Source organism: Pantoea sp. BS_8, from assembly GCF_041954965.1.
Classification (GTDB): domain Bacteria; phylum Pseudomonadota; class Gammaproteobacteria; order Enterobacterales; family Enterobacteriaceae; genus Pantoea; species Pantoea stewartii.
Window position 1 is genome coordinate 145,090 of sequence record NZ_JAVAXU010000008.1, and the last position, 13,739, is coordinate 158,828.

The 13,739-nt window shown below is 54.4% G+C and carries 13 protein-coding genes and 1 other RNA gene; 4 read left to right on the forward strand and 10 right to left on the reverse strand.

The window, feature by feature from the left end:
- Positions 1–248 precede the first annotated feature (248 nt).
- The 4 genes from ubiI to RAC65_RS15700 are packed head-to-tail and all read right to left on the reverse strand — an operon-like array spanning position 249 to position 4,574.
- Positions 249–1,451 (reverse strand): FAD-dependent 2-octaprenylphenol hydroxylase, encoded by a 1,203-nt coding sequence (gene ubiI / locus RAC65_RS15685; protein WP_006120825.1) that lies wholly within the window; start codon positions 1,449–1,451, stop codon positions 249–251.
- A 13-nt stretch (positions 1,452–1,464) separates the two neighbouring features.
- The gene (gene ubiH, locus RAC65_RS15690; RefSeq protein WP_375093933.1) at positions 1,465–2,643 is read right to left on the reverse strand and encodes a 2-octaprenyl-6-methoxyphenyl hydroxylase; all 1,179 of its coding nucleotides are present in this window, start codon (positions 2,641–2,643) and stop codon (positions 1,465–1,467) included.
- The gene (pepP, locus tag RAC65_RS15695; protein ID WP_375093934.1) at positions 2,640–3,962 is read right to left on the reverse strand and encodes a Xaa-Pro aminopeptidase; all 1,323 of its coding nucleotides are present in this window, start codon (positions 3,960–3,962) and stop codon (positions 2,640–2,642) included. The genes ubiH and pepP overlap by 4 nt, the downstream gene beginning before the upstream one ends.
- A 33-nt stretch (positions 3,963–3,995) precedes the next feature.
- Complete coding sequence (locus RAC65_RS15700; RefSeq protein ID WP_006120828.1) at positions 3,996–4,574, reverse strand: YecA family protein; 579 nt, start codon at positions 4,572–4,574, stop codon at positions 3,996–3,998.
- A gap of 170 nt (positions 4,575–4,744) precedes the next feature.
- On the opposite strand from RAC65_RS15700, the gene zapA reads away from it, so the two are divergent.
- The 3 genes from zapA to RAC65_RS15715 all read left to right on the forward strand — a co-directional run bounded on the left by zapA (position 4,745) and on the right by RAC65_RS15715 (position 5,971).
- On the forward strand, positions 4,745–5,074 hold the full coding sequence (zapA, locus tag RAC65_RS15705) for a cell division protein ZapA (RefSeq protein ID WP_006120829.1): 330 nt from the start codon (positions 4,745–4,747) through the stop codon (positions 5,072–5,074).
- A gap of 39 nt (positions 5,075–5,113) precedes the next feature.
- Positions 5,114–5,297: non-coding RNA, 6S RNA (ssrS, locus tag RAC65_RS15710), on the forward strand.
- A 77-nt stretch (positions 5,298–5,374) separates the two neighbouring features.
- Positions 5,375–5,971 (forward strand): 5-formyltetrahydrofolate cyclo-ligase, encoded by a 597-nt coding sequence (locus RAC65_RS15715; RefSeq protein WP_033739632.1) that lies wholly within the window; start codon positions 5,375–5,377, stop codon positions 5,969–5,971.
- 42 nt (positions 5,972–6,013) lie between these two features.
- On the opposite strand, the gene serA is transcribed toward RAC65_RS15715, so the two are convergent.
- Together serA and rpiA are read right to left on the reverse strand one after the other, a co-directional pair.
- Positions 6,014–7,252, reverse strand: a complete 1,239-nt coding sequence (serA, locus tag RAC65_RS15720) for a phosphoglycerate dehydrogenase (RefSeq protein WP_006120831.1) — start codon at positions 7,250–7,252, stop codon at positions 6,014–6,016.
- A 279-nt stretch (positions 7,253–7,531) separates the two neighbouring features.
- Positions 7,532–8,191, reverse strand: coding sequence for a ribose-5-phosphate isomerase RpiA (rpiA, locus tag RAC65_RS15725; protein WP_375096868.1), 660 nt, complete (start codon positions 8,189–8,191; stop codon positions 7,532–7,534).
- Positions 8,192–8,372: 181 nt separating this feature from the next.
- Between rpiA and RAC65_RS15730 the strand changes: the two genes are divergently transcribed.
- On the forward strand, positions 8,373–9,275 hold the full coding sequence (locus tag RAC65_RS15730; RefSeq protein WP_006120833.1) for a LysR family transcriptional regulator ArgP: 903 nt from the start codon (positions 8,373–8,375) through the stop codon (positions 9,273–9,275).
- A gap of 456 nt (positions 9,276–9,731) precedes the next feature.
- Here the strand turns inward: RAC65_RS15730 and RAC65_RS15735 are convergent, their stop codons facing one another.
- The 4 genes from RAC65_RS15735 to fbaA all read right to left on the reverse strand — a co-directional run bounded on the left by RAC65_RS15735 (position 9,732) and on the right by fbaA (position 13,667).
- Positions 9,732–10,463 (reverse strand): oxidative stress defense protein, encoded by a 732-nt coding sequence (locus RAC65_RS15735; RefSeq protein WP_006120834.1) that lies wholly within the window; start codon positions 10,461–10,463, stop codon positions 9,732–9,734.
- A gap of 141 nt (positions 10,464–10,604) precedes the next feature.
- The gene (gene argO / locus RAC65_RS15740) at positions 10,605–11,228 is read right to left on the reverse strand and encodes an arginine exporter ArgO (RefSeq protein WP_375096869.1); all 624 of its coding nucleotides are present in this window, start codon (positions 11,226–11,228) and stop codon (positions 10,605–10,607) included.
- 122 nt (positions 11,229–11,350) lie between these two features.
- Positions 11,351–12,226 carry a small-conductance mechanosensitive channel MscS gene (mscS, locus tag RAC65_RS15745; protein WP_006120836.1) on the reverse strand — a complete coding sequence of 292 codons (876 nt, stop codon included), beginning with the start codon at positions 12,224–12,226 and terminating at the stop codon, positions 11,351–11,353.
- Positions 12,227–12,587: 361 nt separating this feature from the next.
- Complete coding sequence (fbaA, locus tag RAC65_RS15750) at positions 12,588–13,667, reverse strand: class II fructose-bisphosphate aldolase (RefSeq protein WP_039339288.1); 1,080 nt, start codon at positions 13,665–13,667, stop codon at positions 12,588–12,590.
- Positions 13,668–13,739: the final 72 nt, after the last annotated feature.

The window sequence follows — 13,739 nt, forward strand, 5'->3', positions numbered from 1 at the left end:
TTAGACACACAACAAATACGACCTATTCATTTTTTTACAGCCATTTTATTCGTACCGACACGCAAGATGTTAAAAAAATAGCGAAGCAAAAATGGCGTCGAATAAAAATAAGTAATGCGAAACATCACGCAAAATTAGAATAAATCAAATGAGGCGCTGCAACGGTGCAGGACTGCATTTTTACGGTGCAGTCCTTTTTTAAAATAAAAAAGCCAGCAATTACGCTGGCTTTAAGAAAGGGATTCGCGTCAGCGAAGCCAGGCGGGAATGTCGTTCAGGCCCATCGCCTGCCGCAACATGACAGGTTTCACGCCCGGTAAATTATCGGCCAATTTTAGCCCGACATCGCGAAGCAGCTTTTTAGCCGGATTATTGCCCGCAAACAGCTCACGAAATCCCTGCATGCCCGCGAGCATCATGGCGGCACTGTGTTTACGGCTGCGTTCATAGCGGCGCAGATAGAGGTGCTGCCCGATATCTTTGCCCTGCTGATGCAGGCGGCGAACTTCACCAATCAACTCTGCGGCATCCATAAAACCGAGATTGACACCCTGCCCGGCCAGCGGATGAATGGTATGCGCAGCATCGCCCACCAGCGCCAGGCGATGTGCAGCAAAGCTGCGCGCATAGCGTGCCGTGAGGGGGAATGCCTTCCGTTCGCCTTCCAGTTCGCACAGGCCAAGGCGCATATCAAACGCCACCGACAACTGTTGATTAAAGAGCGCCTCAGGCATCGTTTCCAGCCGGGTGGCTTCCTGGGGCGACAGCGACCAGACGATGGAGCACAGATGCGGATCCTGCATCGGCAGAAACGCCAGAATGCCATCGCCATGGAATACCTGACGCGCGACGCCATCATGTGGCATGGAGGTACGGATGTTCGCCACCAGGGCATGGTGTTCATAATCCCAGAAAGTCAGCGGAATATCGGCTTTATTGCGCAGCCAGGAATTGGCACCGTCTGCGGCAACCATCAGCCGTGCGCTCATCATGCCGCCATCCTGTAGCGTAATGAAGGCTTCGTTATCGCCAAATGCCACCTGCTGAAGGTGTGACGACGGCAGCAACGTCACGTCACTGCACTGCCTGGCTCGCTGCCATAAGGCGCAGTGAATCACCGGGTTTTCGATAATGTGCCCGAGATGGGTTAAGCCCTGCTGCTCACCGTCAAATGAGATAGCACCGAAGCTGTCACGATCCCAGACTTCCATGGCCTGATAAGGGCTGGCTCTGAGCGACAGGATCGTCGACCAGACATCCAGTTTTTGTAAAAGACGTTCACTGGCCGCATTGATAGCCGATACGCGGACAGACGGAGAAGCGGTGGCATCAAATTGCGGCTCGGGCGCTTGTTCGAGTACGGCGATACGCAAGCCACTGCCCTGCAGACCGCAGGCCACGGCCAGTCCTACCATACCGCCACCGGCGATTACCACATCATAAGTTTGCATCAGTGCCTCTCAGTTAACGCTTAACCCAGCCAAGCGTGCGCTCGGCCAGAAGATTTCTCAGCAACGGCAGATGATCCATTGCCAGCAGGCCAAGGCTGCGCCCGACGACCAGCGGTGCATGGCGGTTGGCAAACAGGCGCACCAGACCGTCGGTGAGACCGATGGTCGTGGCCCGATCCTGTTGGCGACGCTGACGGTAATGCTGCATGACAGCATAGCTGCCAGGGTCCTGTTGCTGCCGGTGCGCGGTGGCCAGGGTTTCGGCTAAGGACATGACATCCCTCAGGCCCAGGTTAAATCCCTGCCCGGCAATAGGGTGCAGCGTCTGGGCTGCGTTGCCCACGGTGGCAACACGATGTGAAACGACCGGTTCGGCCTGTTGCAATGCCAGCGGATAGATATCGCGTTTACCGGTGTGGGTAAATTTCCCCAGTCGCCAGCCGAACGCGTGCTGAAGTTCGCTGAGAAACGTCTCGTCGTCCCAGCGCTCAAGCTGCGGGCGCTTATCCAATGAATGACACCACACCAGCGACAGACGGTTGTCAGACATCGGCAGCAGGGCGAGCGGGCCGAACGCAGTAAACCGTTCAAAGGCCCGCCCCTGGTGCGGTATCTCGCTGGTGACATTCGCAATGAGTGCCAGCTGCTGATAAGTTTCGGTTTGCCACTGAATACCGCAGGCTGCCGCGACAGCCGAACGCGAGCCATCAGCCGCCACCAGCACATCAGCGTCCAGCTGTTCATCATTATCCAGCGTGACCTTCACGTGCGCCTGAGTACGGTTCACATTGGTGACCCGTGCCGGACAGCGCAGGGTGACGCCGGGAGCCTGTTTAAGCTGCGCGAATAAACGCTGGCCTACGTCGAACAATTCGACGACCTGGCCCAGCGCGGGAATCGCATAGTCGCTGGCCGCCAGTGAGACAAAACCCGCATGACCCCGATCGGAAACATGGATCGTTGTGATCGGCGTTGCGCAGGGGGCAATGCGCTGCCAGAGATTAATATTGGCCAGTTGCTGACAGGTGCCGGCAGACAGCGCAATGGCACGGCCGTCATAACCTGGATGCGCGCGGCTGGCAGGTTCGCTGCTTTCGATCAGCGTGACGGGCAGCGCGCCCTGTGTCAGGTGCGAAATAGCCAGCGCCAGCGTGGCACCGGTCATTCCGCCACCCGCGATGAGGACGGTCATCCTGCGCGTGCCGCCGCCATCAGCGCCTCAATAGCATCTGGATCTTTCACCACGCTGTCAGTGAGGTTCTCGTTACCTGTTTCAGTGATCACAATGTCATCCTCAATGCGAATGCCGATACCGCGGTATTCCACCGGCACGTCGGCATCGGGGGCAATGTATAAGCCTGGTTCAATAGTAATGACCATGCCCGGTTCCAGAATGCGATCCCGGCTTGGCGTGCCGTAGTGCCCCACATCATGGACATCCAGCCCCAGCCAGTGGCTCAGGCCATGCATAAAGAATTTGCGATGCGCGTCTTCAGCAATTAACGCGTCAACCTCGCCCTGCAACACGCCCAGTTCAACCAGACCGGTCACCATGATGTGCACCACCTCATCATTCACCTCGCGAATACTGACGCCAGGCCGGAAACGGGATAATGCCGTCTCTAACGATTTCAGCACGATGTTGTAGACAGCACGTTGAGCGGGTGAGAATTTACCGTTTACCGGGAAGGTGCGGGTAATATCGCCTGCGTACCCCTGCCATTCACATCCCGCATCAATCAGCACCAGGTCGCCATCCCGCAGCTCACATTCATTCTCGGTATAGTGCAGAATACATCCATTTTCACCGGAACCGACGATGGTGTTGTAGGAGGGAAAACGCGCACCGTGGCGGTTAAACTCATGATGAATTTCGCCTTCCAGATGGTATTCGTACAGGCCGGGGCGACAGGCCTGTATAGCGCGCGTATGGGCCAGCGCACTGATCTCACCTGCACGGCGCAGAATGGCGATTTCTTCCGGACTTTTGAACAGGCGCATCTCATGCACCCAGGGACGCCAGTCTGTCAGGCTGGCAGGGGCGCTCAGGTTCTGGCGGAAACCGCGACGTAGTTTATCCAGTGCACTGAACACCAGCTTGTCAGCCTCAGGATATAACCCTTGCGCGTGATAAACCTCATCCAGACCGTTCAACAAAAGATGAAGCTGCTCACCGATATCGTTCCAGGGCAGTGCGCGATCCACACCCAGTTTTGCCGGTGCCGCCTCCTGGCCCAGACGGCGACCAAACCAGATTTCTGCGGTCAGGTCGCGGACACGATTAAACAGCACACTGTGGTTGTGGTTCTCATCACTTTTGATCAGCACCAGTAAGGCTTCAGGCTCATTAAAACCTGTGAAGTACCAGAAATCACTGTTTTGACGAAACGGATATTCGCTGTCGTTACTGCGCGTTACTTCAGGCGCCGCAAAAATTAACGCTGCGCTGCCCGGAACCATTTTCGCTAACAGCGCCTGACGACGCTGCTGGAAGGTCTCCAGTGAAATCATGTCTGCACTCCCTGTTGAACTGAGATATCTGGCTTAGTGTAACGTTGGCTTCTGTACTTCAGGTGCGGTTGGCTGCGGGCGCGTGAACGTATCATGACAAAGTAGCGCCGCGACGCGGACGTACTCGATCACCTCCTCCAGCGACTGCTCCAGCTCTTCCTGATCTTCGTCTTCGTCATAGCCAAGCTGCGCGATAGTACGCAGATCATCAATGGCCTCGCCGGTTTCGCCGGTGACCTTATCCAGTTTAGGCTGAGTTACGCCCAGGCCGAGTAAAAAATGGTTTACCCAGCCAGCCAGGGCGTCCGCCCGATCAAACACGGTGATGTCATCATCGTCGGGCAGCATCAGTTGAAAGAGAAAGCCATCTTCTTCAAGCGCCGTCGTAATATTTGCATGCAAATCCTGCAGCGGCTGGGCCAGCGTGTGCGAAAAAGCCATGCCTTCATTCGCGAGATCGTGGACCAGCGTTTTCCAGCTGGTATCCTGATTACCGCCACACAGAATACCGCTGAGTAATCCGTGCATTTCGGCAGGTGTCATTCCGACGCCGTGCTGTGAGAGCGCCGCCGCCAGCGCATTGTAATCAGGGGTTGCGTTCTGTGAAGACATCATTTTTCATCGTCGTTGGCTGTAAGAGTTCGTGGTATGCTACCACTAGCTGCCTCAAGGTTTCCAGAAAAGGGGTTGTATCTTATTTCTCAGGTCTATATAGTTGCCCGCCTCCCAGGCCATTGAAGGCTAAGGGAATGGCGAGCCAGGTAATCAGTCAGGAAGGTGGCATGTCTGCACAACCGGTAGATTTACAAATTTTTGGTCGTTCTTTGAGAGTAAATTGTCCGCCTGAACAGCAAGATGCGCTGAACGCGGCGGCGGAAGATCTCAATCAACGGTTGCAAGATTTAAAAGTTCGCACTAGAGTCACCAATACAGAGCAACTGGTGTTCATTGCCGCGTTAAACATTTGCCATGAACTGGCACAAGAAAAAAACAAGACGCGCGACTATGCTGCTAATATGGAACAACGAATCCGTATGTTACAGCAGACGATAGAGCAGGCATTAGTTGAGCAAGGTCGCATAACTGATCGTCAGGATGCGAAGTTCGAATAATACTTCATGGTCACTGTGCTACACTGACGGTGAAGTCAATTTTCTCTGAGATGTTTGCAAGTGGGCCAGTCCCCTGAGCCGATATTTCATACCAACAGAATGTGACGCTCCGCAACCTGTGAGCATGCTCGGTCCGTCCGAGAAGCCTGATGGTTGCGACGGCATGTTCACCTTGAACCAAGGGTTCAAGGGTTACAGCCTACGGCGGCATCTCGGAGATCTCCTTTCTGGTTGTACTGCATTATCCCCCACCAGACATGATATAGTGCGTCGCTCAGGCGACTTCTTCTGGGGGACACCATGTCAGAACCCTCTTTACTTCAGCGACAGGACATTCGTCAGCATGTTCGTCATTTACGTCGCGCCTTAACCCCGGAACAGCAACATACTGCCGCCGAACAGCTTGCGGAACACGCGATTAACTTTGCGCCTGTCTCCGACGCCCAAAACGTCGCGCTGTTCTTATCCGTCGATGGGGAAATTAATACGCGTCCGCTTATCGCAAAATTATGGCAGCAGAACAAACGCGTTTATCTTCCTGTGCTTCATCCCTTCTCTGCCGGTCATCTGCTTTTTCTGCGCTATACGCCAGAAACGCCGCTGAGCCCGAACAAGCTACGTATTCCTGAACCGCCACTCGATATCCGGCATATGGTTACGCTGGACGAACTGGATGTGATGATGGTGCCGCTGGTGGCCTTTGATCGCAGTGGTCAGCGTCTGGGCATGGGGGGCGGCTTTTACGACCGCACGTTACAAAACTGGAAACAGCACGCTTTTTTACCGGTTGGCATCGCGCACGACTGCCAGTTGGTCGATTCGCTGCCTGTGGCGGCCTGGGATATTCCTTTGCCCGCCGTGCTGACGCCGTCAACGCTGTGGTTGTGGGAAGAATAAACCCAGGCACTGTTGTGCGCCTGGGTTGATTATGTCGATAAATCAGTAGAGGAGACGGGCGCGGATAGTGCCAGGGATAGCCTTCATCAGCTGCAACGCTTTCTCTGCCAGTTCATGCTCGGCATCGATATCAATCACCACATACCCCATCATGGGTGAGGTTTGCAGGTACTGCGCGGCGATATTGATGCCCTGTTCGGCAAAAATCTGGTTAATTGCGGTCAGCACACCCGGACGGTTTTCATGAATGTGCAGCAGACGGCTTGCGCTGACGCCGTGCATCGGCAAGGACACTTCAGGGAAGTTCACTGCAGACAGCGTTGAACCGTTATCGGAATATTTCGCCAGTTTGCCTGCGACTTCGATACCAATGTTTTCCTGCGCTTCTTCGGTGGAACCCCCGATGTGTGGCGTCAGAATGACATTATCGAACTCACTCAGTGGCGAGACAAACGGATCGCTGTTTGTGGCTGGCTCAACCGGGAACACGTCAATGGCCGCGCCCCCGACCTGCTTGCTGGCCAGCGCGTCACACAGTGCCGGAATATCCACGACGGTGCCGCGTGAGGCGTTGATTAACAGCGCGCCAGGTTTCATCTGCGCCAGCTCATCAGCAGAGATCATATTTTGTGTCGAGGCGGTTTCAGGCACATGCAGACTGACGACATCGCTCATATTCAGCAACTGCGTCAGGCTTCGCACCTGCGAGGCATTACCCAGCGGCAGCTTATTTTCAATATCGTAAAAATACACGTGCATGCCCAGGCCCTCAGCCAGCACGCCTAACTGCATACCAATGTGACCATAGCCGATAATGCCCAGCTTCTTACCGCGCGCTTCGAATGAGCCTTTAGCAATCTTATTCCAGACACCGCGATGGGCTTTGGCGTTCGCTTCTGGCACGCCACGCAGCATCAGCAGCATTTCGCCAATCACCAGTTCGGCGACCGATCGCGTGTTAGAAAACGGGGCGTTAAAAACGGGAATACCGCGCTTTGCCGCCGCATTTAAATCAACCTGGTTGGTACCGATACAGAAACAGCCCACAGCGACCAGTTTTTCTGCTGCGGCAAAAATCTCTTCAGTCAGTTGGGAACGGGAACGGATACCGATAAAGTGCGCGTCACGGATGGAAGCCTTTAATGACTCGCTATCCAGTGCGCCTTTGTGGAATTCAATATTGGTGTAACCTGCAGCACGAAGATTGTCCAGCGCGCTCTGGTGGACACCTTCCACCAGCAGGAACTTAATCTTGTCTTTTTCCAGTGAAACCTTTGCCATTTCCCAACCCTATTCAGAATTCAACGAGGACTGAACGCAGTCAGCCAGCAGTCAAAATATCAAAAAAAACGCCAGCAGCAATACAAACGATTGCCTGACCGGCTGGCTGGCTGGATTCAGAAGCCAAACTTTGCCGGACAAAATCGTGGGTTGGCCGCATCGGGGAGAATGAACCCGCTGTTGATGACGCTTATGTGACATAAGTCACCAAATTTCAGCCTGGCGAGAAAAGTTTTTTTTTAATTAAAAAACGCGGGCGCAAATTATGCGCCCGTCGCGTTATTTTTTCAGCGTTTTGACCCCATCCGGTCCGCCAATCAACGCCACATCGGCACCCCGGGTAGCGAAGAGCCCGACGGTGACGACGCCCGGTAACGCGTTAATGGTTTTTTCCAGCTCAATGGGATCCAGAATACGCAGATTATGCACGTCCAGGATGATATTACCGTTGTCAGTGACGACATTCTGGCGATACTCAGGCAAACCGCCCAGCCTGACCAGTTCACGCGCGACGTAGCTGCGTGCCATGGGAATCACTTCAACGGGCAACGGAAAACGCCCCAGCACGTCGACTTCTTTCGATGCATCGGCAATACAGATAAACTTTTTAGCCACGGCCGCGACGATTTTTTCGCGGGTCAGCGCGGCACCGCCGCCTTTGATCATCTGCATCTGGGGATTAATTTCGTCGGCACCATCAACATAGATGGCCAGGTCATCGATTTCATTCAAATCAAACACCTGAATACCGAGGCTTTTGAGCTTTTGCGTGGAGGCTTCAGAACTGGACACGGCACCTTCAATCTGGTGTTTGATGCTGCCGAGCGCATCAATAAAATGGGCAGCGGTAGAGCCTGTTCCCACGCCGACGATCGTACCTGGCTGGACATAATTAAGTGCAGCCCAACCAACAGCTTTTTTCAGTTCATCCTGCGTCATGGTATGTTTAGAACCTGTGCGATAAGAAAATGCGCGTAGTATAAAGCAAGGTTTGCTGAAAATGCTCGGATGCATTGGGCGGATTTAATGCTTTGGAAGCCAGCCCACAAAAATACCCCAGACTTTTGCTCAGGCACATTTGTGGCATCGTAACGTCCACCCTGAAGGAGAGAAAAGAATAATGAAACGCCCGGACTACAGAACGCTTCAGGCGCTGGACGCAGTGATACGTGAACGAGGCTTTGAACGTGCTGCGCAAAAACTGTGCATCACCCAGTCGGCCGTATCGCAACGCATCAAACAGCTGGAAAACCTGTTTGGTCAGCCGCTGTTGGTTCGCACCGTGCCCCCTCGTCCCACTGAGCAGGGGCAAAAGCTGCTTGCGCTGTTGCACCAGGTTGAACTGCTGGAGGAAGAGTGGCTGGGAGATGAAATCAGCGGTACGACGCCGTTACTGCTCTCCCTGGCGGTGAACGCCGACAGTCTGGCCACCTGGCTGTTGCCTGCATTAAAAGACGTGCTGGCCGATTCGCCGGTGCGCCTTAACCTCCAGGTTGAAGATGAAACCCGTACGCAGGAACGTCTGAGACGTGGCGAAGTGGTCGGCGCAGTCAGTATCCAGCCCCAGCCTTTACCCAGTTGTCTGGTTGATCAACTGGGTGCCCTGGATTACCTGTTTGTGGCTTCACGTGACTTTGCCGAGCGCTTTTTTCCCAACGGCGTCACCCGCTCCGCGTTGCTGAAAGCGCCTGCCGTCGCATTTGACCATCTGGATGATATGCATCAGGCCTTTTTACAGCAGAACTTCGATCTTTCGCCGGGCAGCGTGCCCTGCCATATCGTTAACTCTTCTGAAGCCTTTGTGCAGATGGCCCGGCAGGGCTCGACCTGCTGTATGATCCCGCATCTGCAGATTGAGCGCGAACTGGCGAGCGGTGAGCTGATCGATCTGACACCGGGGCTGTATCAGCGCCGGATGTTGTACTGGCACCGTTTTGCACCGGAAAGCCGATTGATGCGTCGGGTAACCGATGCGCTGATTGCGCATGGTCATCGGGTTCTGCGTCAGGACACGATGGAATAGCGGCCAGAGGCGAAAGTGAAGGCCGGATAAACTGGGGGACGGTGCGTGTCAAACGCGACTCTCTGCCGCTACCGGGCAGCATTCCCGGTCTGCTGATTCTCCTGACAAACCGCCCGGAACCGGGCAGCCTGTCCGGGCTTCTGCTGAACTAAAGAGAATAATCCCCTGTGCCGCAGCAAGCGTCAGGCGTTGCAGTGAGAGTTTACCCTGCTAAAAGCAGCACGGCTCCATGGCCATCAGGGGCGTGATTTCAGCAGGTGATACCGGGCGCTGAAAAGCGGGAATCAACCAGAGATTGCCCCCGCAGGGATGCGGGGGAAAAGCGCCGCCGGCAAAGGAACAGGCCGACTGCGACAGTCCGTCAGGTTGCTGAGCGATGGAAAGGCACCGCATCAGCGGCGCAAAGCGCACCTGGTAAACACGGCCGCTGATGGCTTCACGACAGCATCGATAGGCTTACTGTGCCGTATTGGGTTTCATCTCAAAAACCACATCAACCTGGTCATCGAAGTTAATGCTTTGCTGGTCGTAGGTTTCCTGCGCGGAAGTATCGGCCGCTGCCGCGGAGGCTTTAAACATGCGATTCATCGGCATAGGCTGGTAGTTAGCGACCTGATAGCGAATGCTGTAGATTGGCCCCAGTTTGGCGTTAAAGCCTTCTGCCAGTTCTGTGGCTTGCTGAGTCGCATTTTTGATGGCGGCTTTCAGCGCCTGCTGCTTGTAGCGCTCAGGATTGGCGACGCCTAACTCGACGCTGCGAACTTCGTTCAGGCCCGATTTCAGCGCGCCGTCAAGCAGCTCATTCAGCTTGTCCAGCTGGCGGACGGTCACCTGAACCTGACGTACCGCACGGTAACCTTTCAGCTGTGATTTACCGTCTTTGGTATAATCGTATTCTGGCTGCGTGGTCAGGTTGGCCGCTTCAATATCCTTTTTCTCGATGCCGTTTTTCTGCAGGAAATCAAAATACTGCGCAACACGACTGTCGACCTGTTTCTTTGCCTCTGCGGCATCTTTCGATGAGACATTCACCACAATTGACAGCGTCGCGATATCCGGGCGGGCATCAACCGTCGCTTTGCCTGACGTCACAACATGCGGTCCGTTTGGCAGTTCATCAGCCTGTGCGCTTAAAGGCAATGCCCCTGCGCTCATCATCGCGACAAGCGCCAATGCTTTCAGTTTCATGAAAGTCCTCCTTGAAAGGTCAGTTCGGTGGCTTCGGGTCCGAAGCCGGCACGCGCATCATATTACGCCTTGCTTGGAGTGAAGGTAATGACAAAAGTTCGGAAAACGGGTCTGGATAACCCGTTTCCGTTTACCTTTTGCTCAAAATCCTGTGATAGCCTGCTGTGCGAGTTGAAACGCGATAAACCACATGACCGCGCCGACCAGCAGGTTGATGAGGCGTTGCGCGCGCGTTGTCTGCAGTAACGGCGCAAGCCAGGCCGCCAACAGGGCTAAGCCAAAAAACCACAACACAGAGGCACTGACGGTCCCCAGGGCGAACCACTGACTCGCGTGGGTATCAGGAAACTGGCTTCCCAGGCTGCCAAGCACAACAAAGGTATCGAGATAAACGTGGGGATTGAGCCAGGTGACTGCCAGCAGGGTGGCAATGATCCGGCCTCGGCTCTGCCGGATATCCAGGCCAGACGCCAGCGCCAGCTCGCGGCTAAAAGCGGTCCGTAATGCGCCCCAGCCATACCAGAGCAAAAAGGCCACACCTGCCCAGGTAATCACGGTCAGCAGCAGTGGCGACTGCTGCAGGAGCGCACTTCCCCCGAAAATCCCCGCGCAGATCAGCACAACATCGCTCAGCGAGCAGAGCGTGGCGGTCATCAGATGATAGTGCCGTTTCACGCCCTGATTAAGCACGAAAGCATTTTGCGGCCCCAGCGGCAGAATGAGCGCGGCCCCAAGAGCAAGCCCTTGAAAATAAATCGATAACACGGGAAATATCCTTACATCAGTCAGATGTCAGGCATTATAGGGAAGCCGATATGATTAGCGGAAATGGAAAAAATTAATACGTCATTAGCCATTTTAATGGGCGGCGGCTGCCGCCCATCGGCTTAACGGGTGACCGCAGTTTCCGCGTCAGGTTTGTTCACCTGATGCAGATGGACATCCATCTGTGGGTAAGGAATACCAATGCCTTTGTTATCCAGCGCACGTTTGAAGTTCTTGAGCAGATCCCAGTAAACGTCCTGCAGATCGCTACTGTTGCTCCAGCAACGCACAACGAAATTCAGCGATGAAGCGCCCAATTCATTCAGGCCAATCTGGATGCCACGATCTTTTAAGACACGCTGATCGGCTTCCACCACTTCACGCAGCAGGGCAATCACCTCATCCACATCGGCTTCATAGGCCACGCCGACAATGAATTCATTACGGCGCACGGGTTCACGCGAGAAGTTGATGATATTCCCGCTGATGATTTTGCCATTGGGCACCACCACAATCTTGCCATCCGCCGACCGCAGTGTGGTCGAGAAAATCTGCACATTCAGTACGGTGCCCATCACGCCGCCCAGATCAACAAACTCACCGGTACGGAAAGGACGGAACGTGACCAGCAGTACACCGGCTGCCAGATTGGACAATGAGCCCTGTAGCGCAAGGCCGACGGCCAGACCCGCCGCACCCAGCACGGCAATGACCGACGCGGTTTGCACGCCAACGCGTCCCAGCGCAGCAATCACCGTAAACGCAATGACGCCATAACGAACCAGCGCGGAAAGAAAGTCTGCCACGGTGGCGTCAATATGACGCGCGATGAGCAGACGATTAACGGCGTTTGAAATCACTCTGGCGATGACCATCCCGACAATAATGATGGCAACAGCCGCAACAATATTCACGGCATAACTCAGAATCAGCGCCTGGTTGTGTACTAACCAGCCACCGGCACTGTTGATACCATCCACAACATTCAAGTCTTCCATTTGTAAGCCCTGTTGATGAATCCCCGAGGGGAAAAACAAAAACTGCCAGATGTAATCCGACACCCAGGGATTAAGGGTAATCAATTATTTAGCCTGGTGCCAAATTACATGGCACCATAATGAGGACGGGCAGCCTGAATCGTCGCCACAATGCGTTTGACTCCCCTCGCTTCGCCCTTCCCTGTTGAGAAGTTTTTGAGCATAAAAGGTGGTGAGCGATGCCGCTGTAACCGGACGTCGACTTATCAAAAGCGCAAAGAGAAAGGTGTGCAAAGGCGGGATAAAAAAAGTCCCGATCGGCTGATCGGGACAGAGTCAGTCACGCTGACGTCCTGACGACCTCAGCGCTGAGCAACGCTACTTACAGAACGTCAACGGCGTTGAGTTCTTTGAACGCCTGCTCCAGACGCACCACCATGGATGCCTGCGCAGCGCGCAGCCAGACGCGTGGATCGTAGTATTTCTTGTTCGGCTTATCAGCGCCTTCTGGGTTACCCAGCTGCGCCTGCAGATAGCCTTCGTTCTTTTTGTAGTACTGCAGAATACCGTCCCAGGTCGCCCATTGAGTATCGGTATCGATGTTCATCTTGATCACGCCGTAGCTGATAGACTCTTCGATTTCTGCAGCAGAAGAACCTGAACCACCGTGGAACACGAAATCCAGCGCATTGTGCGGCAGGCCATGTTTTTCACAGACAAATTTCTGGGAGTCACGCAGGATGGTTGGGGTCAGTTTCACGTTACCGGGTTTGTAAACGCCGTGGACGTTACCGAAGGATGCCGCAATGGTGAAACGCGGGCTGATCGCATTCAGTTTTTCGTACGCGTAGTTCACGTCTTCTGGCTGGGTGTACAGGGCAGAAGCGTCCATGTGGCTGTTGTCCACGCCATCTTCTTCACCGCCGGTGCAGCCCAGTTCGATTTCCAGGGTCATGTCGATTTTCGCCATGCGCGCCAGGTATTTGCTGCTGATTTCGATGTTTTCTTCCAGTGACTCTTCAGACAGGTCGATCATATGAGAAGAGAACAGCGGCTTGCCGGTTTTTTTGAAGTGCTCTTCGCCTGCGTCAAGCAGACCGTCGATCCACGGCAGCAGTTTTTTGGCACAGTGGTCGGTGTGCAGGATAACCGGCACGCCATACTGTTCAGCCATCAGATGCACGTGCTGTGCGCCAGAGATCGCACCGAAAATGGCGGCGCCCTGTGGCTTGTCGGTTTTAAAACCTTTACCGGCGATGAACGCAGCACCGCCGTTAGAGAACTGTACGATAACCGGGGCTTTAACTTTCGCGGCGGCTTCCAGCACAGCGTTAATTGAGTCAGTACCGACGCAGTTAACCGCTGGCAGAGCGAATTTATTCTCTTTCGCTACTTTGAAGATCTTCTGAACGTCGTCACCAGTGACAACGCCGGGTTTTACGAAATCAAAAATTTTAGACATGATTGTGTCCTGTTTCGTGACCGGTTATCCCCAACATGGGGACAGCGATTTAAACGCCCGGTATCGGGCGAG

Coding starts and splice junctions, on each gene's coding strand:
- ubiI (WP_006120825.1), bottom strand. CDS start 1,451: ATGCAAACTTATGATGTGGTAATCGCCGGTGGCGGTATGGTAGGACTG.
- ubiH (WP_375093933.1), bottom strand. CDS start 2,643: ATGACCGTCCTCATCGCGGGTGGCGGAATGACCGGTGCCACGCTGGCG.
- pepP (WP_375093934.1), bottom strand. CDS start 3,962: ATGATTTCACTGGAGACCTTCCAGCAGCGTCGTCAGGCGCTGTTAGCG.
- RAC65_RS15700 (WP_006120828.1), bottom strand. CDS start 4,574: ATGTCTTCACAGAACGCAACCCCTGATTACAATGCGCTGGCGGCGGCG.
- zapA (WP_006120829.1), top strand. CDS start 4,745: ATGTCTGCACAACCGGTAGATTTACAAATTTTTGGTCGTTCTTTGAGA.
- RAC65_RS15715 (WP_033739632.1), top strand. CDS start 5,375: ATGTCAGAACCCTCTTTACTTCAGCGACAGGACATTCGTCAGCATGTT.
- serA (WP_006120831.1), bottom strand. CDS start 7,252: ATGGCAAAGGTTTCACTGGAAAAAGACAAGATTAAGTTCCTGCTGGTG.
- rpiA (WP_375096868.1), bottom strand. CDS start 8,191: ATGACGCAGGATGAACTGAAAAAAGCTGTTGGTTGGGCTGCACTTAAT.
- RAC65_RS15730 (WP_006120833.1), top strand. CDS start 8,373: ATGAAACGCCCGGACTACAGAACGCTTCAGGCGCTGGACGCAGTGATA.
- RAC65_RS15735 (WP_006120834.1), bottom strand. CDS start 10,463: ATGAAACTGAAAGCATTGGCGCTTGTCGCGATGATGAGCGCAGGGGCA.
- mscS (WP_006120836.1), bottom strand. CDS start 12,226: ATGGAAGACTTGAATGTTGTGGATGGTATCAACAGTGCCGGTGGCTGG.
- fbaA (WP_039339288.1), bottom strand. CDS start 13,667: ATGTCTAAAATTTTTGATTTCGTAAAACCCGGCGTTGTCACTGGTGAC.